This is a genomic window from Microbacterium phosphatis, from assembly GCF_049177115.1.
In the GTDB taxonomy this organism is placed as follows: Bacteria; Actinomycetota; Actinomycetes; order Actinomycetales; family Microbacteriaceae; genus Microbacterium; species Microbacterium phosphatis.
In genome coordinates this window covers 588,407-611,426 of sequence record NZ_CP185370.1, presented here as the reverse complement: position 1 = coordinate 611,426, position 23,020 = coordinate 588,407, and the positions used below count along the sequence as shown (strand labels likewise).

General features: G+C 71.0%; 26 protein-coding genes. 18 read left to right on the top strand and 8 right to left on the bottom strand.

Translation table 11 applies throughout. The features are described from left to right. Nucleotides 1–236: 236 nt before the first annotated feature. Together ACOKGD_RS02860 and ACOKGD_RS02855 are read right to left on the bottom strand one after the other, a co-directional pair. Nucleotides 237–557, bottom strand: a complete 321-nt coding sequence (locus ACOKGD_RS02860; RefSeq protein ID WP_342336922.1) for a very short patch repair protein — start codon at nucleotides 555–557, stop codon at nucleotides 237–239. Beyond that, nucleotides 478–657 (bottom strand): hypothetical protein, encoded by a 180-nt coding sequence (locus ACOKGD_RS02855; RefSeq protein WP_421355079.1) that lies wholly within the window; start codon nucleotides 655–657, stop codon nucleotides 478–480. Before ACOKGD_RS02855 ends, ACOKGD_RS02860 begins: the two co-directional genes overlap by 80 nt. A gap of 126 nt (nucleotides 658–783) precedes the next feature. Between ACOKGD_RS02855 and ACOKGD_RS02850 the strand changes: the two genes are divergently transcribed. From ACOKGD_RS02850 to ACOKGD_RS02835, 4 genes are all read left to right on the top strand, one after another. After that, nucleotides 784–945 carry a hypothetical protein gene (locus tag ACOKGD_RS02850; protein WP_342336924.1) on the top strand — a complete coding sequence of 54 codons (162 nt, stop codon included), beginning with the start codon at nucleotides 784–786 and terminating at the stop codon, nucleotides 943–945. A gap of 174 nt (nucleotides 946–1,119) precedes the next feature. Next, complete coding sequence (locus ACOKGD_RS02845) at nucleotides 1,120–1,650, top strand: hypothetical protein (protein ID WP_342336925.1); 531 nt, start codon at nucleotides 1,120–1,122, stop codon at nucleotides 1,648–1,650. Beyond that, a complete protein-coding gene (locus ACOKGD_RS02840; protein WP_342336926.1) occupies nucleotides 1,644–2,525 on the top strand; it encodes a hypothetical protein in 882 nt (293 codons plus the stop codon). Before ACOKGD_RS02845 ends, ACOKGD_RS02840 begins: the two co-directional genes overlap by 7 nt. A 205-nt stretch (nucleotides 2,526–2,730) precedes the next feature. Next, nucleotides 2,731–3,966: an IS1096 element passenger TnpR family protein gene (locus tag ACOKGD_RS02835; RefSeq protein ID WP_342336927.1), complete on the top strand. Its 1,236-nt coding sequence runs from the start codon at nucleotides 2,731–2,733 to the stop codon at nucleotides 3,964–3,966. A 61-nt stretch (nucleotides 3,967–4,027) separates the two neighbouring features. On the opposite strand, the gene ACOKGD_RS02830 is transcribed toward ACOKGD_RS02835, so the two are convergent. Beyond that, on the bottom strand, nucleotides 4,028–4,999 hold the full coding sequence (locus ACOKGD_RS02830) for an SDR family oxidoreductase (protein ID WP_342336929.1): 972 nt from the start codon (nucleotides 4,997–4,999) through the stop codon (nucleotides 4,028–4,030). 54 nt (nucleotides 5,000–5,053) lie between these two features. Further along, the gene (locus ACOKGD_RS02825; RefSeq protein WP_342336930.1) at nucleotides 5,054–5,353 is read right to left on the bottom strand and encodes a GNAT family N-acetyltransferase; all 300 of its coding nucleotides are present in this window, start codon (nucleotides 5,351–5,353) and stop codon (nucleotides 5,054–5,056) included. 102 nt (nucleotides 5,354–5,455) lie between these two features. Between ACOKGD_RS02825 and ACOKGD_RS02820 the strand changes: the two genes are divergently transcribed. Beyond that, a complete protein-coding gene (locus tag ACOKGD_RS02820; protein ID WP_342336931.1) occupies nucleotides 5,456–5,947 on the top strand; it encodes a hypothetical protein in 492 nt (163 codons plus the stop codon). 5 nt (nucleotides 5,948–5,952) lie between these two features. Here the strand turns inward: ACOKGD_RS02820 and ACOKGD_RS02815 are convergent, their stop codons facing one another. Beyond that, the gene (locus ACOKGD_RS02815; RefSeq protein ID WP_342336932.1) at nucleotides 5,953–8,142 is read right to left on the bottom strand and encodes an MMPL family transporter; all 2,190 of its coding nucleotides are present in this window, start codon (nucleotides 8,140–8,142) and stop codon (nucleotides 5,953–5,955) included. Nucleotides 8,143–8,230: 88 nt separating this feature from the next. Here ACOKGD_RS02815 and ACOKGD_RS02810 point away from each other — a divergent pair, with 88 nt between their 5' ends. The 8 genes from ACOKGD_RS02810 (at nucleotide 8,231) to ACOKGD_RS02775 (ending at nucleotide 14,473) form a co-directional block, all read left to right on the top strand. Next, nucleotides 8,231–8,839 (top strand): MarR family winged helix-turn-helix transcriptional regulator, encoded by a 609-nt coding sequence (locus tag ACOKGD_RS02810; RefSeq protein ID WP_342336933.1) that lies wholly within the window; start codon nucleotides 8,231–8,233, stop codon nucleotides 8,837–8,839. A gap of 375 nt (nucleotides 8,840–9,214) precedes the next feature. Further along, a complete protein-coding gene (locus ACOKGD_RS02805) occupies nucleotides 9,215–9,871 on the top strand; it encodes a winged helix-turn-helix domain-containing protein (RefSeq protein WP_342336934.1) in 657 nt (218 codons plus the stop codon). A gap of 136 nt (nucleotides 9,872–10,007) precedes the next feature. Then, the gene (locus ACOKGD_RS02800; RefSeq protein WP_342337168.1) at nucleotides 10,008–10,952 is read left to right on the top strand and encodes a DNA-3-methyladenine glycosylase family protein; all 945 of its coding nucleotides are present in this window, start codon (nucleotides 10,008–10,010) and stop codon (nucleotides 10,950–10,952) included. Between the two features lie 36 nt (nucleotides 10,953–10,988). Then, entirely contained in the window at nucleotides 10,989–11,177 is a 189-nt protein-coding gene (locus ACOKGD_RS02795; RefSeq protein WP_342336935.1) for a hypothetical protein, read from the top strand. Between the two features lie 74 nt (nucleotides 11,178–11,251). After that, nucleotides 11,252–11,506 carry a PLDc N-terminal domain-containing protein gene (locus tag ACOKGD_RS02790; RefSeq protein ID WP_342336936.1) on the top strand — a complete coding sequence of 85 codons (255 nt, stop codon included), beginning with the start codon at nucleotides 11,252–11,254 and terminating at the stop codon, nucleotides 11,504–11,506. A 33-nt stretch (nucleotides 11,507–11,539) separates the two neighbouring features. Then, entirely contained in the window at nucleotides 11,540–12,382 is an 843-nt protein-coding gene (locus ACOKGD_RS02785; protein ID WP_342336937.1) for an NAD-dependent epimerase/dehydratase family protein, read from the top strand. A 28-nt stretch (nucleotides 12,383–12,410) separates the two neighbouring features. Continuing rightward, entirely contained in the window at nucleotides 12,411–13,901 is a 1,491-nt protein-coding gene (locus ACOKGD_RS02780; protein ID WP_342336938.1) for an amino acid permease, read from the top strand. A 104-nt stretch (nucleotides 13,902–14,005) separates the two neighbouring features. Continuing rightward, on the top strand, nucleotides 14,006–14,473 hold the full coding sequence (locus ACOKGD_RS02775; RefSeq protein ID WP_342336939.1) for a VOC family protein: 468 nt from the start codon (nucleotides 14,006–14,008) through the stop codon (nucleotides 14,471–14,473). A 35-nt stretch (nucleotides 14,474–14,508) separates the two neighbouring features. Here the strand turns inward: ACOKGD_RS02775 and ACOKGD_RS02770 are convergent, their stop codons facing one another. Further along, nucleotides 14,509–15,360 carry an aldo/keto reductase gene (locus tag ACOKGD_RS02770; RefSeq protein WP_342336940.1) on the bottom strand — a complete coding sequence of 284 codons (852 nt, stop codon included), beginning with the start codon at nucleotides 15,358–15,360 and terminating at the stop codon, nucleotides 14,509–14,511. A gap of 44 nt (nucleotides 15,361–15,404) precedes the next feature. Beyond that, nucleotides 15,405–16,646: a bifunctional phosphopantothenoylcysteine decarboxylase/phosphopantothenate--cysteine ligase CoaBC gene (coaBC, locus tag ACOKGD_RS02765; protein WP_342336941.1), complete on the bottom strand. Its 1,242-nt coding sequence runs from the start codon at nucleotides 16,644–16,646 to the stop codon at nucleotides 15,405–15,407. 82 nt (nucleotides 16,647–16,728) lie between these two features. On the opposite strand from coaBC, the gene ACOKGD_RS02760 reads away from it, so the two are divergent. The 3 genes from ACOKGD_RS02760 to ACOKGD_RS02750 all read left to right on the top strand — a co-directional run bounded on the left by ACOKGD_RS02760 (nucleotide 16,729) and on the right by ACOKGD_RS02750 (nucleotide 18,818). Continuing rightward, nucleotides 16,729–17,430 carry an NRDE family protein gene (locus tag ACOKGD_RS02760; RefSeq protein ID WP_342336943.1) on the top strand — a complete coding sequence of 234 codons (702 nt, stop codon included), beginning with the start codon at nucleotides 16,729–16,731 and terminating at the stop codon, nucleotides 17,428–17,430. A 45-nt stretch (nucleotides 17,431–17,475) separates the two neighbouring features. Next, entirely contained in the window at nucleotides 17,476–18,030 is a 555-nt protein-coding gene (locus ACOKGD_RS02755; protein ID WP_342336944.1) for a J-domain-containing protein, read from the top strand. A gap of 302 nt (nucleotides 18,031–18,332) precedes the next feature. Next, nucleotides 18,333–18,818 (top strand): hypothetical protein, encoded by a 486-nt coding sequence (locus ACOKGD_RS02750; protein ID WP_342336945.1) that lies wholly within the window; start codon nucleotides 18,333–18,335, stop codon nucleotides 18,816–18,818. Here the strand turns inward: ACOKGD_RS02750 and ACOKGD_RS02745 are convergent. Next, on the bottom strand, nucleotides 18,811–19,536 hold the full coding sequence (locus ACOKGD_RS02745) for a hypothetical protein (protein WP_342336946.1): 726 nt from the start codon (nucleotides 19,534–19,536) through the stop codon (nucleotides 18,811–18,813). The two genes, ACOKGD_RS02750 and ACOKGD_RS02745, sit on opposite strands and share 8 nt — an antisense overlap. Before the next feature lie 85 nt (nucleotides 19,537–19,621). Here ACOKGD_RS02745 and ACOKGD_RS02740 point away from each other — a divergent pair, with 85 nt between their 5' ends. Further along, on the top strand, nucleotides 19,622–21,274 hold the full coding sequence (locus ACOKGD_RS02740; RefSeq protein ID WP_342336948.1) for a LuxR C-terminal-related transcriptional regulator: 1,653 nt from the start codon (nucleotides 19,622–19,624) through the stop codon (nucleotides 21,272–21,274). Continuing rightward, nucleotides 21,271–22,782, top strand: coding sequence for a LuxR C-terminal-related transcriptional regulator (locus ACOKGD_RS02735; RefSeq protein WP_342336950.1), 1,512 nt, complete (start codon nucleotides 21,271–21,273; stop codon nucleotides 22,780–22,782). Before ACOKGD_RS02740 ends, ACOKGD_RS02735 begins: the two co-directional genes overlap by 4 nt. The last annotated feature ends 238 nt before the right edge of the window (nucleotides 22,783–23,020 follow it).

Sequence of the window (23,020 nt, the reverse complement as noted above, 5' to 3'; positions counted from 1 at the left end):
GATGGTGAAAATCACAGCTTGGGTGAAGAGCTACCAAAACGTGTCGGAGCACTAGGACGGAACTACCTGCTATTACCAGGTCGTTCATAATCCCGATGGCGCGCCGCTCATTCATCTGAGCACGTGGGGATCCGACAAACGCCCTGTGAAGAAGCCAAGCCAGGTGATTCAGCTTGACGAGGCCAACGCTCGGAGGCTGATCAGCGAGCTCGTAAACGTCTTCGGCCCGAACATCATCAGTTCATCCGACTCCTGACGATCGCTGCGATGGACGCCGCAACGTCGTCCGGGGCTTCATGCTCCCAGTACCGCAGCACCGTCCAGCCGCGATCTTCGAGCGCGAGGTCCGTTGCACGATCCCTGCGAACGTTTCCCGCGATTTTTGGCAACCAGTAGTCGGCGTTGGCCTTCGGCTCCACGTAGTGCGACGGGCATCCGTGCCAGAAGCACCCGTCGATGAATACTGCAACCCAGCGCTTAGGGAACACCAGATCTGGGCGCGCACGCAATGGGCGGGGCCAGGCGATAGTCGACGCGATAGCGAAGCCCCATCGCATGAAGCCGTTGTCGAACGGCCAGCTCCGCCTTCGTATCGCGTCGGCGGTTCGCTCGCATTGTCAGACGCGCGACCTCGTTAGATGCCCACGACTCAACCATGCGGCGAGGGTATGCACGTGACGGTCATCACGCCAGTACCCGGCCCCCGACGCCGACGTCGTCTTCATCGCTCACACCGGCCTGGATCGCCTGGTCTCTCTGCGCGACATCTGGCGCGAACTGCCGATGGACAAGGAGATCGTGCTGCACGCGCACCGCGTGCCGCGCGCGTCGGTGCCCTCCGACCGAGAGGATCAGGCGCGCTGGCTCTTCGACGAGTTCGCCCGCATCGACGCCTGGATCGACGCCCGCAACGCGGCCTGGGACATCGCACACCCCGAGGAGTAGGCGCCAGGTCCCGTTCGTTGAGCGAGCGCGCCAGCGCGAGTCGAAACGCCCAAGCCGCGTGTGGGAGAGGCCCATCGACTTGGCGGTGCGGTGAGAGCCAAGCGCCGCGACTGCACCCTAGGCGTCTGTGGACAACTCCCGCAGCTCCGGCCGGTGTATCCGTACCGTGGTGTCATGGTTCCCCGCCGCTTCGTACTCCCCTACTTCGTCGCACTTCTCGCCGTTGGGGTCACGGCCTGTGCACCCACGCCAACACCCGCCCCGACCCCTACGGCGTCCGGGTTTGCGTCGGAAGATGAAGCTTTCGCTGCGGCAGAGGAGACCTACCGCGCCTATGTCGCAGAAACGAACGCATACCATGCAGGCGTAGCCGGCGCCGATCCCCTCCGTTTCCTAACAGGCGAGCTCAAGCGCACCAACTCCGAGCTTCTCGATGAAATGCGCGAACTGGGCGTGCGCATTGAAGGAGAAACGAGCGTGGTATCAGTGACGCCCCTCAGCGCAGAGATCGTCGCTCAGTCTGCCGTGGTCACGATTGAGGTCTGCCTCGACGAGACAGACCGTCGCGTACTGGACGCTGATGGAGACGACGTGACGCCGGCGGCGGCGCCCGATCGATATCCCGCAGAGGTCGAACTCACGACCGTCGACCGTGACCGGCTGGTGATCCTTCGCCACGCCGCGGATCCGGACGGCGCATGCTGAAACTCCTAGCCGTCGCCGCTGCGATCATCGCGCAAATCAACGGGGTCACTGCCGTGCCCATGTCCAATGAAGGCTGTTCGTCTGATCAGATCCTCCTCGGTCAATGTCCGCCGGCGGTTGAGATCGCTAATCCTGGGGATCGTATTGACCTAGCGGCCAGTCTGAGCGTCGAAGGCAAGGGCAACGGCACCTGGCGCCCCAAGGATCGGGCAACGGGCTCTCCTCATTACTCCGGTCCACCGGCATACGTCGCACCACCCGACGAGACTGACGGACGCAACGTGTGCCTCAACGATCAGCTCGAGGTCATCGGCACCGCGTGTGCCGAGGCCGTTGAGGAGCCGGCGCCCGAAGAACCGGAGGAGCGCGCAGGGCCTCCCGCTGTCGTCACCCTCGCGGATATCGCCTCGTTCTTCCCCACCCCGCCGTCGGTCGCGACCGAACCGGATGGGATCGGCGCAAAGAACATGCCGCTCAACAGCGTCGCCACCTCGAGCACGCAGACGCTCGCCGGCGAGCTGTTCGGGTTCCCGGTCAGCGTGACCTTCACCCCCGCGGGGTTTCGACAGGACTGGGGCGACGGCACGGTCACGGACTCGCGCCACGGCGGCGCATCGTGGGCGGCGCTGGGACAGGCCGAATTCAGTCCCACGGCAACCAGCCATGCGTACACGGCGAAGGGCACATACGACCTGACCGTCACCGCGCTCTACACGGCGGTTGTCGACTTCGGCGAGTGGGGCACACGAGCGGTCGACGGGCTCATCTCCGTTCCCGGAGCGGCGAGGGCTCTGCGAATCGTCGAAGTGCACACGGCGCTCGTCGCGCACGACTGTGTGGCGGATCCGGCGGGAGCGGGCTGCCCCGGGAGTTGAGCGGGTGGGCAGCTTGGGCGTTTCGACTCGGTCGTTCCTCCCTCGCTCAACGAACGAAGAGGCTCGACGGAGGAAGAGGCCCGACGGGCGAAGAGGCGCAACGAACGACGAGGCTCAACGAACGAACCAGAGAAGACTCCCCCCAGAGCGGCGACGCTAAGCGGGGCCCTGCTGAAGTGCCCGGCACCCGCGTAGCGTTGATCCCGTGATCGATCCGGAAGACGTCGATGCGCGGTTCGCAGCCCTCGTGGCGGACGCGACCCTCGATCACCCGGTCACCCCGCCGATCCGGTCTGCGGCGCCGCGAGGTGCTCGGATCCTGGTGGTGCGAGCGGCGCACGACGAGGTCTGGCGCGAGATCGAGATGCGTTCGGATCTGACGCTGGACATCGTCCACGAGATCCTGCAGGTCGCGTTCGCATGGCCCGACCTGCATCCGCACCTGTTCGAGAGCGGCGAGCAGCTGTACATCGTCGACGACGAGGTCGAACACCTCGGTGGGCTCTCCGAGCGGCGGATGCACCTCGGGGCCGTGCTCACGGCCGCCGGCGACCAACTGCAGTACCGCTACGAGGACGACGTCATCCTCACGCTGGTTGGCGCCCACCCGGCCACGGACGAGGATCCCGCGGTGCTCGTCACCAGCGCGTCGGACGCCGATCTCGGCGCCATCAACGAGGCGTTCCGCAGCGAGCTGTTCTCGCTGCTACTGGCAGGCGTCGACTCGCGCCTGATCAACATGGTCGACCGACTGCACGAGACCGAGCTCGGGCACCGCCTCGCGTGGCGCCTGGCCGACCTGCTCGTCGATCGCCCCGAGCTGACCGCCGACGAACGCGCGCAGGCGCTAACTCCCTACCGGTGGTTCCTCGAGCGCGCCGGCACCGAGGGCATCGAGCTCACGGCGGCCGGGTACCTCAAACCCTCGTTCGTCCAGGAGGCGGCGGCGATCCTGCCGTCCATGCGCACCTGGAGCTTCGGCATCCACCGCGAGGCTGACGTCCACCCGGTCCTGTTCTTCCGGCAGGAGATGCAGCGCATCGGACTGCTGCGAAAGCACCGCGGCCGGCTGCTGCGCACCCGAAAGGGCGCTGCGGCCTTGCGGGATCCGGATCGGCTGTGGACGGCCGTCACGGACAGCGCCTCGGCCTATCGCCTCGACGGGTACCCGGCCGACGAGGTGCTGCTGACCCTGCTGCACGCCGCGACAACCCACGGCACGCCGATCGATCGCTCCGCCATCGCCGGGACCCTCACCGAGCTCGGCTGGCGTCTCGCCGACGGGCGCCCGCCGCAGTCGCACCTCGTCGGCCTGCCGAGCCACCTGCCGATGTTCGTGCTGCGCGAACTCGGCGAGGTCACCTCGACCGCGTCGTCGAAGCTCGTGATGAGCCCGGCCGCGCGGGCGCTGGCCCGAGATGCTCTGATCGCGCCACAGTAGGCACCAGAAGCGTCACGGGACCGGGACTCTTCGACTCGGTTCGCTCGCGGAACGAGCGGACCTAGGCGCCGTACTTCTCGATGAGGCGATCGAAGGCGGCGTCGAGTTCGGCGTCGACCTTCTGACGCGACTCGTCCGCGAGGAACCAGGCGATGATCTCGCGGGCGCCCTCGGCGAAGGGCGTGGTGGCGACCCAGCCGGGGACGAGCTGCTTGATCTTCGTGTTGTCGAACTGCACGGAGTGCGCCTTGTCACCCACCAGCCCGGGACCCATCGAGGGGATCTCGCGCGCGATCGCGTCGGAGGCGACATGGACGATCTGCGGCTCGCGCCCGAGGGCGGCGCCCAGCAGGCGCGCGATGTCGTCCCACGTCAGGCTCTCGTCGCTGGTGATGTGCACGGCCTGTCCGAGCGCATGCGGGTTGCCGAACAGGCCGACGAAGGCCCGGGCGAAGTCGCGCGAATGCGTGAGCGTCCACCAGCTCGTGCCGTCGCCGTGCACAACGATCGGGCGGCCGTCGAGGATGCGCTGCAGGGAGGTCCATCCGCCGTCGAGCGGGATCAGCGATTCGCCGTAGGTGTGGCTCGGGCGGACGATCGTCACCGGGAAGCCGGACTCGCGGTAGGCGGCGACGAGGAGGTCCTCGCTCGCGATCTTGTCGCGCGAGTACTGCCAGAACGGGTTGCGCAGGGGTGTGGACTCGGTGATCAGGGTCTGCGAGATCGGCTTCTGGTAGGCCGAGGCGCTCGAGATGTAGAGGTACTGCGCGGTGCGACCCGAGAAGATCCGGATGTCGTCGGTCACCTGCTGCGGCGAGAAGCTGCGGAAGTTCGCCACCACGTCGTACGTCTCGTCGCCGATGGCGGCTTCGATCGACGCGGGATCGCCCGCGTCCCCGATGATGCCGCGCGTGCCCTCGGGCAGGGGGCGGTTGCCGCGGTTCAGCAGCACGACGTCGTGCCCCTGGCTCACCGCCAGTTCGGTCACGTGAGAGCTGATGTTGCCGGTGCCGCCGATGATCAGGATCCGCATGGTCGCCACGCTACCGCGGGCCGCGGACACCGGGATCGGCGCTGTGCAATCGGCTCAGCGCGCGGCGGCGCCCTCGAGAACGGCCGCACGATCCGGATTCGCGGCGAACCAGTCGGCGACGTACCAGCAGACGGGCAGCACGGTGCGGTCACCCGCGGCCTCGATCTCGCCGACGGCGCGCTCGGTGATCACGGCGGCGTAGCCGTGGCCGCGGTGCTGCGGGCTTGTGAACGCTCGGGTCAGCGCGATGGTGCGGCCGTTGTCGCGGTAGTCGAGAACGCTCACCAGCTCTTCGCCGCGGCGCAGCTCGAAGCGCGACGCGGAACGGTCGTTTGTGAAGGTCAACTCGGGCACGAGCCGACTTTACGTTCGTCCACACCCTCAGATGGGCGTTGGCGCTGGCGATTCGCTGTGCACAACCTCTCCCGCCGCTGTGCGCCAGAGGATCGTCGGGGCATGCGAATCCGACGCCTGCTCCCCCTTCTTCCCGTCGCGGCCCTCCTCGTCGGCTGCTCGCCGCAGGCCGCCGCGGCGACCACCGAAGACAACGCCCGCGGGGTCTATGAGCGGTGGCTGGGCCTGCAGGACGAGCTTCTGGGCGAGAAACCTGCTTCCCCCGCCGCCCTCATCGCCGAGCTCCAGGTGCTCGGCGGCGAGGAGGCCTTCGATGAGGTCTACGGGCTCTACGACGAAACCGGCTTCGTGACGCGGCGCGGCCGTCATTCGATCACGTCGTTCGAGCTCGTCGAGGCGTCGAAGGGCGAGGTGACGGCACGGGCGTGCGTCGACGCCTCCCAGGTGACCGCGGTGCTCGGCTTCGGCGACAACGGCATGGACATGAAGGGCTCCGCCCTTCTCGTTCCCACGACCATCGAGTTCGAGGCCGGTCCGGACGGCGGTCTGACGATCGCCCGCACCGTCGTCGCCGAAGAGAGCTTCTGCGAGTGAGCCCGTCACTCCCGCCCGCGGGCGAGCTTGGACGGCCACCAGATGGCGCGGCCGATGTCGGTGGCCAGAGCCGGCACCAGGAGCGACCGCACGATGAACGTGTCGAGCAGCACGCCGAAGGCGACGATGAACGCGATCTGGACGAGGAAGAGCACCGGGATCACCGACAGGGCGGTGAACGTCGCCGCCAGCACCAGGCCGGCCGAGGTGATGATGCCGCCTGTGAGGCGCAGGCCGCGCAGCACTCCCTCGCGCGTCCCGTGCGCGAGAGACTCCTCGCGCACCCGCGACATCAGGAAGATGTTGTAGTCGATGCCGAGGGCCACGAGGAAGACGAACCCGAACAGCGGCACCGCCGGATCCGCCCCCGGGAAGTCGAACACGTGGTTGAACACCAGCGCCGCGACACCCATCGCGGTGCCGAACGACAGCACCGTGGTCAGCACGAGCAGCACGGGCGCCAGCACGGAGCGCAGCAGGAGCATCAGGATCACCAGGATCACCGCGAGCACGAGCGGCACGATGAGCGTGCGGTCGCGGATCGACGCGTCGTTCGTGTCGACGTCGGTCGCCGTCTCGCCGCCCACAAGAGCGCCGGGCACCGCGTCAGCCAGTTCGGTGCGCAGCTCGCGTACCGTGTCCTCGGCCGCGATCGAGTCGGCGGCGTCCGAGAACGTCGCCTGCAGCAGCACATCGCCGTCGGCCACAACCGGCTCGGGCGCGGGAGTTCCGGGAGGGCCGAAGGCGCCGATGCCGTCTTCGGTGACCGGAGCGGTCTGACCGCTGCCGTCGACGACGATCGCCACCTCGGCGACGCCCTCGTTGGCGAGCAGCACGTCGGCGACATCCTGCAGCCGGTCCTCCGGGGCGATCACCGATGCCGGGCTTCCCGAGCCGCCGGGGAAGTGCTCGCCCAGCACGGCCTGACCGTCACGCGCTTCGGACTGCCCCAGAACGAGCTCCGACTGGGGCACACCGGACGCCTGCAGCTGCACCAGCCCGACGCAGCCGAGCGCCAGGACCGCGGCGGTGCCGATCCAGATGGCGCGCGGGCGGCGCGAGATGAGGCCCGCGACCTTGGCCCACAGCCCGCTGCGCTCGTCCTCGAGGGCGGCATCGGGGTCGAACTTCGGGCGCCGGGGCCAGAACGCGGCCCGCCCGAGGGCGAACAGCAGCGCAGGCAGCAGCGTCAGCGCCGAGAGGATCGAGAAGACGATGCCGATCGCGGCGACGGGGCCGAGCGAGCTGTTCGAGCGAAGGTCGCTCAGAAGGAGGCAGAGCAGGCCCGCGATCACCGTTCCGCCCGACGCCACGATCGGTTCGACCGAACGACGGAGAGCACGCCATGTCGCGTCCCACGGCCGGGGCGTGCGGACGAGCTCGTCGCGGTAGCGCGCCACGTAGAGCAGCGCGTAGTCGGTGGCCGCGCCGATCACGAGGATGAACAGGATGCCCTGGGTCTGGCCGCTGAGGGCCAGGACATCGGCCTTCGCGAGCCACCACACCGTCAGCAGCGCCACGCACAGAGCGAACAGGCTCGTGGCGAGCACCGCGATCGGCAGCAGCAGCGAGCGGTACACGAGCACGAGGATCACCAGCACCGCTCCGAGCGCGACACCCAACAGCAGGCCGTCGATGCCGGCGAACGCGCCGACGAGGTCGCTCGTGAAGCCGGCGGGGCCGGTCACCGCGACGGTGACGCCCTCGGGGGCGCCATCGCGCAGGTCGGACCGCAGCTCGGCGACGGCGTCCCCGAGGTCGGCGTCGCCGTCGAGGGGGACGAACGCCTGCACGGCGCGCCCGTCCTCCGAGGGGATGGCGGGCGACAGATCGCCGGCCACGACGTCGAGGTCGGCGATGCCCGCGAGCGAATCATCGATCGCGGCCAGGTCGTCCTCCGAGAGGTCCGCATCCGCGGCCCACACGATCACGGCCGGGATCGCGTCGCCCTCCGTGAAGTCCGAGAGGCGCTCCTGCACCTCGGTGGCCTCCGCCGTCGCGGGCAGGTAGCTGGTGCGATCGTTGGAGGAGACCTCGTCCACGCGCCCGAAGTACGGCCCGCCGATCGCGGCCCCCGCGAGCCACACGCCGATCAGCACCACGGGCAGCAGCACGCGCAGCCACGTGGGCACGCGCACTCCGGGCTCGGTGTTCTCGCGCAGGGTGCGGCGCGACGGGCGCGATGGATTCGTCATGAGGCTCCTCGGGAGGTGACGTGAGATTTATCTAGCTTAGCTAATTACTTCTCTAGCTAGTCAAGTCGGAGCGCAATAGACTCCGCGGGTGACCCCTGCGCATCTCGAGAGCTCGCGCGACGATCCGTCGATGATGGATCCGCGCGTCCTCGACCCTGCCCAGCGGATCGTCTCGCGCAACGGGCTGACGGAGAAGGACATCGACGAGACGGTCGCCCTGCTCGAGGCGCTGCGCCGGTGGCGCGAGACCGAGGAGGCCGCCAGCGAGGCCGCCCGCCGCTACATGAACCTCGGCGACAACGACATGCGCGCGCTGCGGTTCGTCATCACGGCGCAGGAGCACGGATCGATCGTCACGCCCAGCCTCATCGCCGATCACCTCGGCATCTCGACCGCGTCGACCACCAAACTGCTCGACCGACTCGGGAAGGCCGGTCATGTCCGGCGACTCCCCCATCCTTCGGATCGGCGCAGCGTCGCGATCGAGGTGGTCGAGGAGACGCGGGACGCCGCTCGCGAGTCGGTCGGCAGGCTCTACGGACGCCGCTTCGACACCGCGGCGCGACTGAGTTCCGCAGAGCGCGCCGTCGTGACCCGATTCCTCCGGGAACTCGCCGCCACAGCCCCCGGGCCGACCGGCGGTTCACAGAACGCGCCCGCCAATAGGGCGGTCACGGCGACCTCGACGCCAGATTGACCGTCGACGGCGCTCCGCATCGAGCACAATGACGGGATTACCCCAATCCCTACTACCTAAGTAGGTAATAGTTTGACATCGGGGGACACGCCCGGGCACAATCAAGCTATGTCTGCAAACGCCACGCTTCTGTCCGCCCTGGAGGCGAACGGGACCACCGGGATGATGATGCCCGGTCGCGTTGGCATGTGCTGTCGAATGTGCCGCTGAGTCAGACCCGAACCAGCGCGCATCAGGCTCCTCCGCTACCCGCGGTCGCAGCACGAGCATCCGGATCCGGACGCTCACCCGCCGATCATCGCCATCTGAGTGCACTCGATCGGTCCGACGCACACTCCGCACCCTCTCGGTGCACGCCCGCAAGGACACATCATCATGACGAACCCCGCCGTTCTGCTCGCCCCCGCCCCCGTGAACACCGCCGCCAAGCCGGCCGCCGCCCCGCGCGGCTTCGCCCTCTACGTCGGGCTCGACGAGCTGAAGGCCGCCGCCGACGGCGTGAGCCTTCCCCAGCTCGTCGACGCGCTGCGCCGCACCATCGCCGAGTTCTCGCCCAGCGCCGAGACGTACGCCGCCGTGGCGCTGGCCCCGGCCCAGGCCGGTGGCCGCGACGTCGACGTGGTGCGCCTCGCCCTCCACGAGCCCGGCGCGGTCGCGCGCACCAAGGCCCAGTCCGACGAGCAGGCCGAGGCCGCCAAGGGCGTCATCGTCGACATCTCGCGCAAGCGCGTGCTCATCGACGGAGAGTCGGCCAACCTCACCTTCAAGGAGTTCGAGCTGCTGCAGTACCTCGTCCTCCGCGAGGGCCGCACGATCGAGCGCAACGAGCTCGTGGGATCGCTGTGGGACGCGGGCGACGAGGACGCCCCCGGCGAGCGCACCATCGACGTGCACGTCCGCCGGCTGCGCTCGAAGCTCGGCGCGTTCCAGGACATCGTCCGCACGGTGCGCGGCGTCGGGTACCGCTTCGACCGGCACGCCGACGTCTCGGTGCGCTACGGCGCCGGCACGCCGTCGCCCGACCGCTTCTGACCACCGACGGACCACTCGCGCGTGACCAGCGCGGCGTCCCCTCCCGGGCACGTCGAGGATTGTCAGTGCCGAAGCGTAGCGTGAGCGTGTGATCCCGCCCACCGCGCTCGAGTCGCGCTTCGGCGCGCGCGAGCGGATGCGCCAGCGCGATCCCCGCCCGGATCCCGGGCCGCGCCTCGAGAGCGTCTACCACCCCACGCGGCCACTCGACCTCTACGCGACGGTCGCCGTCTTCCAGCGCGGCCCCGGCGATCCGGCGCAGGCGTGGAGTGCCGGCGTCATCTGGCGCGCGGTCCGCACGCCCGAGGGCATCGCGAGCCTCGCCCTGCGGCAGGTGGCCGACGGCTCGGTGCGCGCCGCGGCCTGGGGGCCGGGGCGGCAGTGGGCGGTCGCGCAGGTGCCCGCGCTGTGCGGCGCGGACGACGATGACTCGGACTTCGATCCGTCGCTGCATCCCCTGATCGCGGACTCCCACCACCGTCATCCCGGGCTGCGGCTCGGCCGCGGCGACCTGATCTTCGACGCCCTCGTGCAGTCGATCACCGAGCAGAAGGTCACCGTCCTCCAGGCGTTCTCGGCATGGCGTCGGCTCGTGACATGGTTCGGCGAGCGCGTGCCGGGGCCGACCCCGCAGCCGATGTTCGCTCCCCCGTCCATCGACGGCTGGCGGGCCATCCCGTCGTGGGCCTGGCACCGTGCGGGCCTCGAGCCTCCCCAGAGCCGCACGATCGTCGGCGCGGCCCGCCGCGGTGACTCGCTCGTGCGCGCCGTCGAGGCGTGCGCACCCGACCGGCGCGACGCGATCCTGACCTCCCTGCCCGGCATCGGGCCGTGGACGGCCGCCGAGACCCGGATCCGTGCCCTCGGCGACCCCGACGCGGTCAGCGTGGGCGACTTCCACCTCGCCCACCACGTCGGGTACGCGCTGACCGGCACCCGCGTCGAGGACGACGGCATGCTCGAGCTGCTCGCGCCGTGGTCGGGTCAGCGGCAGCGCGTGATCCGGTACATCTTCGCGTCGGGCGTGAAGGAGCCCCGCCGGGCACCGCGCCTGCACCCCGAGGACCACCGCGCGCGCTGACCCGCGCGGCCGCCCCGTCGCGCGTAGCCTGGGCGCATGTGGCTCGCCCTTCGCACCATCGCCGTGCTGGTGGCCGGCGGCATCCTCGGCGCCGTCCACCTGAGCAGCGTATGGCTCGGCGTGCTGATCGGCCTCCTGGTCTCGCTCGGGCTGTTCCTCGCGTTCGAGGCGCGCAAGGGCAGCAACCCCGGACGCGATGAGTACGACGACGGGGCCCGGCTCTGACGGCACGCCCGCGCCCGCCCTCGCGCGGCCGTGACCCCCGTGACACGGGCGCGCGTCAGGTGTTGGATGGCACCATGACCAGCAAGAACACCATCGCCCAGAGCGTCGCCGCCAAGAGCGCCGCCGCGCAGAAGAACGTCTCGCCCGTCGCCAAGCTCGCCCTCTCGCTCCTCGGCCTCGTGCAGCTCGGCCTCGCCCTCGCCGCGTTCTCCGACCTGTGGGCGCGCCCGGCCAAGCAGGTCCGGATGACGAAGCCGGCATGGATCCCGATCATCCTCATCAACTGGATCGGCCCCCTCGCGTACTTCGTCGGCGGCGTCAAGCGCTGACAGGACACCGGCGGCCCGTGTCAGGCTTAGACCATGCGAATCGCACTGACGGGGTCATCCGGAAAGCTGGGCTCGGTCGTCGCGCGCGAGCTGCGCGCCGCGGGACATCGAGTGGTCGGGATCGACCAGGTCGGTGAGCGCGGGCGCGACTTCGTGCGCGTCGACCTCACCGACTACGGGCAGGTGGTCGACGCGCTCACGGCGGTCGGCGACACCCACGACGGCTTCGACGCCGTGGTGCACCTCGCGGCGATCCCCGCGCCGGGGCTTGCGCCGGACGTGACGACGTTCCACAACAACATCTCGGCGACCTTCAACGTCTTCTGGGCCGCCACGCGGATCGGCATCGACAGGATCGTCTACGCCTCGAGCGAGACCGTGCTGGGCCTGCCCTTCGACGTGCCGCCGCCTTACGTGCCCGTGGACGAGGACTACCCGGCACGGCCCGAGTCGACCTACTCGCTGGTGAAGCACCTCGAGGAGCAGCTGGCGATCGAGCTCGTCCGCTGGAACCCGACGCTGTCGATCACCGCGCTGCGCTTCTCGAACGTGATGTGGCCGGAGGACTACGACGCGTTCCCCTACGACGGCGACGCCCGCGAGCGGAAGTGGAACCTCTGGGGCTACATCGACGCCCGCGACGGCTCGCACGCCATCGAGCGCGCGCTCGAGGTGGCCCCGGCCGGCTTCGACCGCTTCATCATCGCGGCGGCCGACACCGTGTCCACACGCCCGAACGCCGAGCTCCTCGCCGAGGTCTTCCCGGATGTCCCGGTCAAGCGCGAGTACGACGAGCACGAGACCCTGCTGTCGATCGACAAGGCCCGCCGCCTGCTGGGCTACGACCCGCAGCACAGCTGGCGCGACCACAAGTGATCCCCGCACGCGACCCCGAGGAGGATCGATGAGCCTGTTCCGCACCAAGTCGATCGAGCAGAGCATCGCCGACACCCAGGAACCCGAGCACCAGCTCAAGAAGAACCTCGGCGTCCTGGATCTGATCCTGTTCGGCGTCGGCGTCTGCATCGGCGCGGGAATCTTCGTGCTCACCGGGCACGCGGCGGCCACGAACGCCGGCCCGGCCATCGCGCTGTCGTTCCTCATCGCGGGCGTCGCCTGCGCGCTGGCGGCCCTCTGCTACGCCGAGTTCGCCTCGACCGTGCCGGTCGCCGGAAGCGCGTACACGTTCACCTACGCGACCCTGGGCGAGCTGCTCGCCTGGATCATCGGCTGGGACCTGATCCTCGAGTTCACGGTGGGCGCCGCGGCGCTCGCGACCTCGTTCAGCCAGTACCTGGCGGTGGTGCTCGAGGGCACCTGGTTCGAGATCCCCGCGGCCATCGCCACGGCCGAGGACGGCGTCGTCAACCTGCCCGCGGGCCTGCTCGTGCTCGGGCTGACGGCCGTGGTGATCGGCGGCATCACGCTGTCGAGCCGGATCAACCAGCTCGTCACGGGGCTGAAGCTCCTGGTGGTGCTCGCGGTCGTCGTCGTCGGAGCGTTCTTCGTGAAGATCGCGAACTGGGTGCCGTTCATCCCCCCGGCCGAGGCCCCCGCCACGAGCCAGGGCGCCGAGGCGCTCCACCTGCCCATCGTGCAGGGCATCTTCGGCCTCGAACCCAGCGTCTTCGGTGTCGGCGGCGTGCTCGCCGCGGCGGCCATGGTGTTCTTCGCGTTCATCGGCTTCGACGTCGTCGCCACCACCGCCGAGGAGACACGCAACCCGCAGCGCGACCTGCCGCGCGGCATCCTCGGCGCCCTCGCCATCGTGACGGTGCTGTACATGGCCGTCTCGCTCGTGATCACGGGCATGCAGAACTTCCGGGACATCGACCCCGAGGACGGGGCGCCGCTGGCGACCGCCTTCAATGCCGCGGGGCTGCCGTTCATGGGCGACCTCATCGCGATCGGCGCGTGCATCGGCCTGATCGTCGTCTCGATGATCCTTCTCATGGGGCAGACGCGCGTGGCGTTCGCGATGGCACGCGACGGCCTGCTGCCGCAGGGCCTCGCCCGCACCCACCCGCGCTTCCGCACCCCGTACCGGATCACTCTCATCACCGGGGTCATCGTCGCGATCCTCGCCGCCTTCGTTCCGCTGTCGACCCTCGCCGAGCTGGTCAACATCGGCACGCTGGCCGCGTTCGTGCTGGTGTCGATCGGCGTGATCGTGCTGCGCCGGACCCGCCCCGACCTCCCCCGCGCCTTCAAGGTGCCGTGGGTGCCGGTGCTGCCGATCCTCTCGGCCGTCATCTGCTTCTACCTGATGCTGAACCTCACGCTCGAGACGTGGATCCGCTTCATCGTGTGGCTCGTGATCGGCGTGGTCGTGTACTTCGCGTACTCGCGCCGGCACAGCCGCCTCGGCATCGCCGAGCGTGAGAACCGCCGCTAGCCGGCCGTTCTCACAGCGCCGCGCGCGGGCCTCTTGCCGCGGAGCGGGCGGGTGGCGAGACTGAACCCCGACCCCCCGACGCGACACCCCTGTCAGGAGCAGACATGCCCGTGCTCAACCCGTACCTCACCTTCCGCGACACCGCGCGCGAGGCGATGCAGTTCTACCAGTCGGTCTTCGGCGGTGAGCTGGAGTTCGAGACCTTCGGCGAGAGCGCCCTCACGCACGAGCCGGGAGATGCCGAGCTGATCCTGCACGCGGTGCTCGAGACGCCCGACGGCATGGTGCTGATGGCCAGCGACACCCCGTCGGGTGTGCCCTACGAGGGCCCCGGCGGGCACGCCATCTCGATCAGCGGCGACGAGGAGGAGGACCTCAGCGAGTGGTGGGAGGCCCTGTCGGCGGGTGGCACCACCCTGCTGCCCCTCTCGGAGCCCGACTGGGGCGGCCTGTTCGGGATGTGCCTGGACCGCTTCGGCGTGAAGTGGATGATCTCGATCCTGGACGAAGAGGATCTGGACGACGACGACGTGGACGAAGAGGACCTCGAGGACGACCTCGACGAGGAGTGAGCGGGCGGCGGGCGCCGCTCAGAACTCCTCGTGCGTCAGAACTCCTCGTGTGTGAGAGGGTCGCCGTCCCACAGGCGCCCGCGCTCGAGCGCCGAGATCGCCTCGACGTGCTCGGCGTCGAGCGCGAAGCCGAACACATCGGCGTTCTCGACCTGGCGATCCGGATCGGCCGACTTCGGGATGGGCGTCGAGCCCACCTGGACGTGCCAGCGCAGGACCACCTGCGTCGGCGTCACCTGGTACGCCTCGGCGAGGTCGCGGATCAGCGGCTCCGTGAGCAGCTCGGATCGACGCGCGAGCGGGCTCCAGCTCTCGGTGCGGATGCCGTGCGCGTCGTGGAACGCGCGAAGCGCCCCCTGCGGGAAGTACGGGTGCAGCTCGACCTGGTTGACCGCCGGGGTCACCCCGGTCTCGTCGATCAGGCGGGTGAGCATGGCCTCGGTGAAGTTCGAGACGCCCACGGAGCGCACGATCCCCTCGCTCTGCAGCGCCAGCATGCCGCGGAACGTGTCGACGTACTTGTCCACGCGGGGGTTGGGCCAGTGGATCAGCAGCAGGTCGATGCGCTCGACGCCGAGCGTCGCGTTCGACTCGCGGCCGCTGGCGATCGCCTCGTCGTAGCCGTGGTGGCGACCGGGGATCTTGGTGGTGACGATGAGGTCGTCGCGGGTGACGACGCCCGCGGCGATCGCGCGGCGGGCCGCCTCGCCGACCTCGCGCTCATTGCCGTAGTTCACCGCGGTGTCGAGCACGCGGTATCCGGTGCCGATGGCGGCCTCGATCGCGGCGACGCCCTCGTCGCCCGTGAGCTTGTAGGTGCCGAGCCCGAGCTCGGCGAAGGTCGTGCCGTCGTTCAGCCGGATCTGGGGGATGTCGATGGTGGCCATGCTGCGAGCCTATGGGCGCGGCGGCGCGAACGGGCCGGATCGGCCTAGGCGCGCAGCCCGACCACCGCGTCGAGCACCGCGTCGGCGACCTCCCGCTTGGTGCCGCTGGCCGTGGCGACCACCGTGTCGTCGGGGCCGATCACGGAGACGGTGTTGTCGGCGCGCTCGAAGCCCGACTCCCATCCCACCTCGTTGACCGCGAGCAGGTCGGCGCCCTTGCGGCGGCGCTTGCGGATGCCGCGCTCGATGACGGTCTCGGCCTCGGTGGGCATCTCGGCGGCGAAGCCGACGATGGTCTGGCCCGCACGGCGCCCGGTCACGAGGCCGGCGAGGATGTCGGCGTTCTCGACCAGCTCGAGGACGGGGGCCCCGTCCTCCTTGGCGAGCTTGTGATCCGCCACGTTCGCCACCCGGTAGTCGGCCACGGCGGCGGACATGATCAGCACGTCGGCGTCGGCCGCGAGCGCCGTCATCCGCTCCCCCAGCTCGGCGGCGGTACCGGCGTGCACAACGGTGATGCGATCCGGGATCGTGTCGAGGATCCCGCCCTCGACGTGCGCCGCCACGAACGTCACGTGGGCCCCGCGGTCGGCCGCGGCGAGCGCGAGCGCCGCACCCTGGCGCCCGCTCGATCGGTTGCCGATGAAGCGCACGGGATCGATCGGCTCGCGGGTGCCGCCCGCCGAGATCACCACGCGCAGCCCCGCCAGGTCGCCGTCCGGGCGGGGCGAGTCGAGCAGGCGCCGCACCTCGGCGTGGATCGCCTCGGGCTCGGACATCCGCCCCGGGCCCGAGTCGGCGCCGGTGAGCTGGCCGTCGTCGGGGCCGATCAGCCGCACCCCGCGCGCCCGGAGCGTGGCGATGTTCGCCTGGGTCGCCGGGTGCCGCCACATCTCCGTGTGCATCGCGGGGGCGATCAGCACCGGCGCCTGGGTGGCGAGGAGGGTGGTGCCCAGGAGATCGCCCGCAAGGCCGGCGGCCATCTTCGCGATCGAGTTCGCCGTGGCCGGGGCGATCACCACGAGGTCCGCCCCCTGGCCGAGGGCCACGTGCCGCACCTGGGCGACGTCATCGTGCACGGAGGTCGTGACGGGGTTGCGGCTGATGGCCTCCCATGTGGGCGCTCCGACGAAGCGGAGCGCGTCGTCGGTGGGAACGACGTGCACCTCGTGACCGTCCTTCACCAGCAGCCGCACGAGCTGCACGGTCTTGTACGCGGCGATCCCCCCGGTCACCCCGACCACGATGCGGTGCACGGAGCCGGCGGAGCGAGTCGAGGTGTTCACGCCGCCAGTCTTCCACTGCCGCCGCCGCGCGGGCTCGGCCGTTTCGACGCCGCCCCTCGCGGAACCGGCGAGAATGAGACCGATGTGCACTGTGGTGGTTCGTGTCCCCGACTCCTCGGATGAGCCCGTGCGGCTGATGGCCGTGCGCGACGAGGACCCGCATCGCCCCTGGAACCCGCTCGGCGAGTGGTGGCCGGATCGGCCCGGCGTCGAGGGGGTGCGAGACCAGCTGGCCGGCGGCGCCTGGCTGGCGGCGCGCGGGCCGCGGCTCGCGGTGCTGCTGAACCGCGGGGGCCACCCCGAGGGCACGCCGGCGCCGCAGCTCGAATCGCGCGGCGGCATCGTCCTGGCCGCGGTCGACGGGCGACCGCCCGAGGGGACGCCCCGCACGCTGGGCTTCAATCTCGTGGAGGTCGACGGCAGCGAGGTCACCGTGACCTCGTGGGACGGCGAGCTCCTGAAACGCGAGCGCCTGGCCCCCGGCACGCACATGCTGGCGCACGACGACGTCGACGACGACACGCCCCGGATCGCCGCGTGGCGCGACGCCTTCGCCCGGACGCCGACCGACGGCGAACGCTGGTTCGACCCGTGGGTGCGCGTCCTCGCCGAGAGCGCGACGCTGGACCCGTCGGACGACCGGGCGATCATCCGCGACAACCACGCGCACGGATACCCGACCGTCTCGCTCCTCGCCTGCGTGGCGGAGGTGTCGCGCGAGGGATCCGAGGTCCGCTATGCCGAGCTCGCTGAGCCCGGCGCCTGGAACCCCCTGGAGTTCTGAGGCGGCGCCGTCGTAGCCTGGAGCCAGCCCAGCCAGGGAGGTGCGATGTCGGATCCGCGTCAGGAGGCCGCGCGCTACCGCATCGCGCGCGACATGGGCGACGATGCCGAAGAGGCACCGCAGGTGCCGACGTGGAACACCCCCGAAGAGCGCTGGGCGGTGGTCGAGCAGTCGATCCAGCACGCGATCCGCCGGGGCGAGTTCGATGACCTCCCCGGGGCCGGGAAGCCGCTGACGGGTCTCGCCCAGAGCAGCGATCCCGACTGGTGGATCCGACGCAAGATCGAGACCGAGGATCTGCGGGGGCTCGGTCCGCCGGCCCTCGCGCTGCGCGTCGAGGCCGCCGAGCTCGACGAGCGCCTCGACCGGCTCGGCCGCGAGCAGGACGTGCGCCACGCCCTCGAGGACTTCAACGCGCGCGTGAAGTATGCCCGGATGCAGCTGACCGGCGGGCCGCCCGTCGTGACCGCCACGCGCGACGTCGACGCCGGCGTCACGGCCTGGCGAGAGCGACGCGAGCAGCGCCGGCGCGACGCCCGGCTTCAGGCCGAGAATGACCCGCCGCCGCGGCGACGCCGCGCGTGGTGGCGCCGAGGATAAAAAAATTTTCTTTCTTCCCTCGGGTCGCGGCCCCACGCACGATGGAAGCGGTGCTCTGCACCACGGCGTTCTTCAGCCGGCAGTCGGGGAGGGGTCCGGCCGGTTGAAGGCACCCGTTCGGGGGGAACGCGGCCCCGGGGGACGGAACCCGACCGTCACTCCCCGGGGCCGCAAACTTTTTGCAGGCTGACCAGGCATGACCTCGCCGGGAGAAACAACTTATCTTTCTTCCGCCCGCTCCCCCGGCCGCCCAGGATGGTGCCGACAGCCCGACCCACGGGCTCGGGACGAAGGACACCATCGTGAACAAGAACGTGAAGAGCATCCTCCGGCGCATCGCCGCCGTCGCGGCTGCGCTCTTCGTCGGCTCCTCGCTGCTGTTCGGCGCGAGCCCCGCCACGGCGGCGCCCTCGGCCGGCGCCGCCTCGGCTTCCGTCGCCGCCGGGGTCGTGCGCATGGACGCCGGGCCCGGACACGTGACGATCCCGTCGCGCTACGTCTACAACCCCAACACGACGAAGCAGAAGACGCTGCACGACTACTGCACCAAGTCGCCCGACTCCTTCCGCGCCGCCGACTTCCGCGGGCCCTGCGCGCGCCACGACCTCTGCATCATGGATCGCGTCAAGGCGCGCTCCACCTGCGACTCGGTGTTCCTGTCGAACCTGCGCCAGGAGTGCAACCACACGTACGACCGCAAGTACGTCGAGGCCGCCATCCGCGCCACCTGCAACGCCACCGCGTACAGCTACTACGGCGTCGTCCGGACGAAGACCTTCTTCAGCTGATGCTCGCCTGATCGGCATCCGCGCGGGTCATGAACTCGCGCACGAGGCCCCGCACCGCCAGCCCGAACAGGCTCCAGCGGCCCGCGGGGCCTTCGTCGTCGGCACCCACCTCGATCCGGGGGTGCTCGATCCCCTGCAGGGCGTGGATCGCGAACCCCTCGCCCAGCGCGGCCATGGCCTCGGTGAAATCGCGGATCGTGTACGGCGTCTTCATCCGGTAGCCGTAGGCGTCCATGAGCCGCGTGTAAAGGCGGTTGAAGCCCTCGATCGACTCCTCGTGGCGATCGCGGCTCGCCTCGCGCAGCACCGGCGATGTGCCGGCCGCGGCCCGCAGCGCGAGGGCGAGCAGGAACGCGCGACTGTCGCGTCCGCCCTGGCCGTCCTTCTTCCGCTCGGCATCGAGCGCGTGGGTCTCGGCCGCGACACGGATGACCTCGTCGATGGGCGCCCCCTCGGAGATCAGCGGGGCCACCGCGGCGGAGGCGTTCGCGATGGGATCGGCGAAGCGCAGGTCGATCATCGCCACCGCGAGGTCGGCCTGGTACTCGGTCTGGTCGGCCCAGAGCCGATAGGCGGCGCCCGTGGTCAGCCCGGCCCTGCGCAGCACCTCCTGCAGGCGGATGTGCTGCACGCCGGCGGCGGCACCGCGCTCGAACAGCATGTCGAGCCCGACCTGCAGCAGCAGGGCGCGCGTCTCCTCACCGGTGCGTCGGGGCATGCGACCATCATGCCGGGATGCGTTGACCCGATTCCACCGCGGATCAGGAGATCGCCTTCCGGATACACCAGGTCGGGCACTTATAGTGAAGGTCCCTTCCCGCCCGCCGCCCCTGCGGCCTGCCCTCGCGCGTCCGCAGATCCCACTCCCCCTCGGGACCGCCCATGCAGAGCACGACGCGCTGCGCACCACCGCATCCGGTGCGAGCACGCGGGTCTTCGCCGCCCTCGCCGAGGAGGACTGGGACCGCGCGGCCGAGATCGCGGTCACGACGTGGGGCCCGCTCGTCAGCTTCCACCCCGACGTGCTCTCGGTGGTCTGCGAGTCGGCGCCCGCCGATCGGCTGGCCACGCACCCCGAGTGGATCGTGCTGCGCTCGTACCTGCGTCAGCTGCTCACCAGACCCGACCTGCGGCCCGTCCTCTACACCGACGACGCCCCCGCCCCCGCGTCCGCACACGGGCCGATGACGCGCGCGATGCTGGTGCTCAGCCGCGTGCTGGCGGCCCGCACGGAGGGCGACTACGAGCGGGCGGCCACGCTCGCCACCGAGGCGGAGCGGCTCGCGCGGGGGGCCGATCCTGACCATCCGGCCACGGTGGCGCTGATGGTGCCCCTGCTGCTGCAGTGCGCGTTCGCGCACGAGTTCGCCCCTCATCCCGAGCCTGCCGCGCGGCTTCTGGGCGAGGTGTTCCGGCGGGCCGAGGCGGCGGGAGACCTCCGGGGTGCGATCGCGGCGGCGGGCGAGCTCGGCTGGCTCCTCGCGCTCACGGGCGACGGCGCGACGGCCGACGACTGGCTGGACACCCACGAGACGCTGCGTGACAGCGCCCGCACGGTCCACGCGCGCGTGGTGTCGGGGCGGATGGGCCGCGCCCTGCGCCACGGGGACGGGCTGGATCTGACCGCCGCCCAGGCGGTGCTCGACGAGACCGACCCGGACGAGGCCGGAGAGCACCGGCTGCTCCTGACGGGGCTCGGGGTGCTCGTCGGCGCCCGCGGCGCGGACGATCTCGGCGGGGCCCTCCTCAGCCGCTTCGACAGCCAGGTGATGGGCATCCCCCTCGGGGGCCGCTCGCAGGGGCTCAACGCCCGATTCAGCACCGTGATCCGCTCGGAGGTGCTCGCCCTGCGCGGAGACGCCGCCGCGGCCCTGCGCGCGTACGACGGCATCGAGCTGCGGCGCGACCCGGTGGTCGCGGCGCGCCTGGCCGGCATCCACCTCCTGCTCGAGGACGAGGACGCCGCGGACGCACTGGCCCGCGAGACGATCGAGTCGGCGGGTTTCTGGCCGCGCGCGCACACCGAGTCCGTGCTGATCCGGGCCGCCGTGGCGCTCCGGCGTGGCGACCGCGAGCGGGCCGCCGACCTGTTCCGGGAGGGGCTGGCCGCCACGGCGGCCAACCGCTCGTCCATGCCGCTCGCGTATCTCCCGATGGACGATCTCGGGCGGCTCGCCGAGCTGCTTCCTCCTGCCGAGCGCCCGGCGGGGCTCGATGTTCTGCTGGCGGGCCGGATCGCGCTGCTTCCGAGCGGGCAGCGCAGCGTGCGCCCCACCCCCGGCGAGCTGCGGCTGCTGCGCGCGCTCGCGGTGGACACCGACGAGCAGCGTCTCGCGGCGACGCTCGGGGTCTCGCGCAACACCGTCCGCACGCAGCTGCACACGCTCTACCGGAAGTTCGGGGTGAACAGCCGCGCCGCCCTGCGGGCCGCCGCTCGTCGCGAGGGGCTGCTGTGAGCCCCGCCCGCCTCATCTTCGCCGCGCTGGCCCGCTCGGATCTCGCCGAGGCGGCCGAGCTGGCGCGCACGCACCGTGCCGAGCTCGAGGCGCACGCCCCGCAGGTGCTGCGCGCGCTGCTGCCCCGCCTCGGGCTCGACATCGCGGTCGAGGCTCCGCCCGAGGCTCCCACGCCCCCTCCCCTGCCGCTGCCGTCGCTGGCGCCGCACGAGGCGACGATCGCCGACCGCGAGCGGCTGCTGCGCTTCGCTCAGCTGGTGGACGCCACCCGTGCCGCGCGCAGCGCGGGCGACTACGAGCGCGCGTACGAGCTGGCCAGGGAGGGATCCGAGCTGGCCCTGCGTCTCGAGCCCCACGAGCGGGCCCGCATCGCGCGGGTGCTGCCGGCGCTCCTCATCGAGTGGTCGCGCGACATCCGCGGCTCGTTCGACTTCACCGACCGCCATGCGCTGCTCGACCGGGCGTACGCGTGGGCGATGTCGGCCGGAGACCCGCGCGCGGCCGCGACCGCTGCGGCGGAGCTGGCGGCCGATCGCGCGTTCACGGGGCGCAGCGGCGAGGCCGAGCTGTGGCTACGGCGTGCGCGCACCCTCGCGGCGGCCGCGCGCATCCCCCTTCCCCTGCGCGCCGGGCTGGCAGAGGCGCTGCTGTGCGACCTGCGGCTCGAGCTGCCCGAGGCCGTGCGGATCCTGGAGCGTCTGGTCCCGCCCGGGACGCCGCCCGTGGTCGGCACAGCGCGCATCACCGCCCTCCGGCTCATGTGGTCGGCCCAGTTGCCCTACGCCGACCTCCGCGGCCGCGCCGCGGAGCTGGCAGCCCTCACGGCCGCCGTGCAGCTGCCGCCGTTCACGCAGATCTACGTGCGCCTCTCGCAGGCGCGCCTGCATCTGATCGCGGGGCGACCCGAGCGCGCCCTGATGCTGCTCGACACCCGCGATGCCGGCGACCTGCGCCCGCTGCTCGATGTGTACCGGGCGGCGGCTCACCTGATGCGCGGCGACTTCCACGCGGCCGAGGTCGACGCCACCGAGACGCCGGACGCCGTCGACCGCTGGCCGCGGATCCGGGCCGAGAAGGGTGTGCTCGCGGCGCTCGCGCGCCTCAACCTCGGCGACCGAGAGGGCGCGGCCCGGCGGTTCCGCGATGCTGTGGCGCTTGCCGAGGTGCACAGCGCGCCCGTCGCGTTCACGGTGATCTCGCCCGCCGAGCTCGAGCGCCTGACCACGGCGACCTACGGGGACGAGCCCCCGGAGGTCGTGTCGAAGGTCACCCGCTCGCGCGTCATCGCGACGTCGCCCGGACCGCTGACCGGCCGGCTCACCCAGAGGGAGGCGCGGCTGCTGCGGACCCTCATCGCGCATCCGACGCTCAGGGTGGCCGAGCTGGCCGAGCTGCTGGAGGTCTCGCCGAACACGATCAAGACCCAGCTGTCGGCGCTGTACCGGAAGGCCGGTGTGTCCGGACGCGGCCAGCTGATCCGCGCGGCACGGGCGCGTCTCGGGCACTGAAGCGCCGCTCACCGGCGTGAACAGCGGGTGAACGCGCGGGTGATGCGGCGGATGATCCGGCGTCTCGTCTGCGTCGCAGCCGCCTAAGGTCGGTCCACAGGGTCGAGAAGCCTCCCCAGGCCTCGACGCTCCGGTTCGGGCCCGTGGGGAGGTGCCCGACGGGGACAGCCCTGCCGGATGTCCCGTCGCCCGTCGGCCAGGCCGGCACCACCGGCACGACCGCGCCCGGCGTGGCACA

Coding starts and splice junctions, on each gene's coding strand:
- ACOKGD_RS02745 (WP_342336946.1), bottom strand. CDS start 19,536: ATGCCCCGACGCACCGGTGAGGAGACGCGCGCCCTGCTGCTGCAGGTC.
- ACOKGD_RS02790 (WP_342336936.1), top strand. CDS start 11,252: ATGACCAGCAAGAACACCATCGCCCAGAGCGTCGCCGCCAAGAGCGCC.
- ACOKGD_RS02800 (WP_342337168.1), top strand. CDS start 10,008: ATGCGCCAGCGCGATCCCCGCCCGGATCCCGGGCCGCGCCTCGAGAGC.
- ACOKGD_RS02755 (WP_342336944.1), top strand. CDS start 17,476: ATGTCGGATCCGCGTCAGGAGGCCGCGCGCTACCGCATCGCGCGCGAC.
- ACOKGD_RS02770 (WP_342336940.1), bottom strand. CDS start 15,360: ATGGCCACCATCGACATCCCCCAGATCCGGCTGAACGACGGCACGACC.
- ACOKGD_RS02760 (WP_342336943.1), top strand. CDS start 16,729: ATGTGCACTGTGGTGGTTCGTGTCCCCGACTCCTCGGATGAGCCCGTG.
- ACOKGD_RS02860 (WP_342336922.1), bottom strand. CDS start 557: ATGCGATGGGGCTTCGCTATCGCGTCGACTATCGCCTGGCCCCGCCCA.
- ACOKGD_RS02830 (WP_342336929.1), bottom strand. CDS start 4,999: ATGCGGATCCTGATCATCGGCGGCACCGGCAACATCAGCTCTCACGTG.
- ACOKGD_RS02840 (WP_342336926.1), top strand. CDS start 1,644: ATGCTGAAACTCCTAGCCGTCGCCGCTGCGATCATCGCGCAAATCAAC.
- ACOKGD_RS02785 (WP_342336937.1), top strand. CDS start 11,540: ATGCGAATCGCACTGACGGGGTCATCCGGAAAGCTGGGCTCGGTCGTC.
- ACOKGD_RS02780 (WP_342336938.1), top strand. CDS start 12,411: ATGAGCCTGTTCCGCACCAAGTCGATCGAGCAGAGCATCGCCGACACC.
- ACOKGD_RS02845 (WP_342336925.1), top strand. CDS start 1,120: ATGGTTCCCCGCCGCTTCGTACTCCCCTACTTCGTCGCACTTCTCGCC.
- ACOKGD_RS02820 (WP_342336931.1), top strand. CDS start 5,456: ATGCGAATCCGACGCCTGCTCCCCCTTCTTCCCGTCGCGGCCCTCCTC.
- ACOKGD_RS02805 (WP_342336934.1), top strand. CDS start 9,215: ATGACGAACCCCGCCGTTCTGCTCGCCCCCGCCCCCGTGAACACCGCC.
- ACOKGD_RS02795 (WP_342336935.1), top strand. CDS start 10,989: ATGTGGCTCGCCCTTCGCACCATCGCCGTGCTGGTGGCCGGCGGCATC.
- ACOKGD_RS02815 (WP_342336932.1), bottom strand. CDS start 8,142: ATGACGAATCCATCGCGCCCGTCGCGCCGCACCCTGCGCGAGAACACC.
- ACOKGD_RS02855 (WP_421355079.1), bottom strand. CDS start 657: ATGGTTGAGTCGTGGGCATCTAACGAGGTCGCGCGTCTGACAATGCGA.
- ACOKGD_RS02850 (WP_342336924.1), top strand. CDS start 784: ATGGACAAGGAGATCGTGCTGCACGCGCACCGCGTGCCGCGCGCGTCG.
- ACOKGD_RS02775 (WP_342336939.1), top strand. CDS start 14,006: ATGCCCGTGCTCAACCCGTACCTCACCTTCCGCGACACCGCGCGCGAG.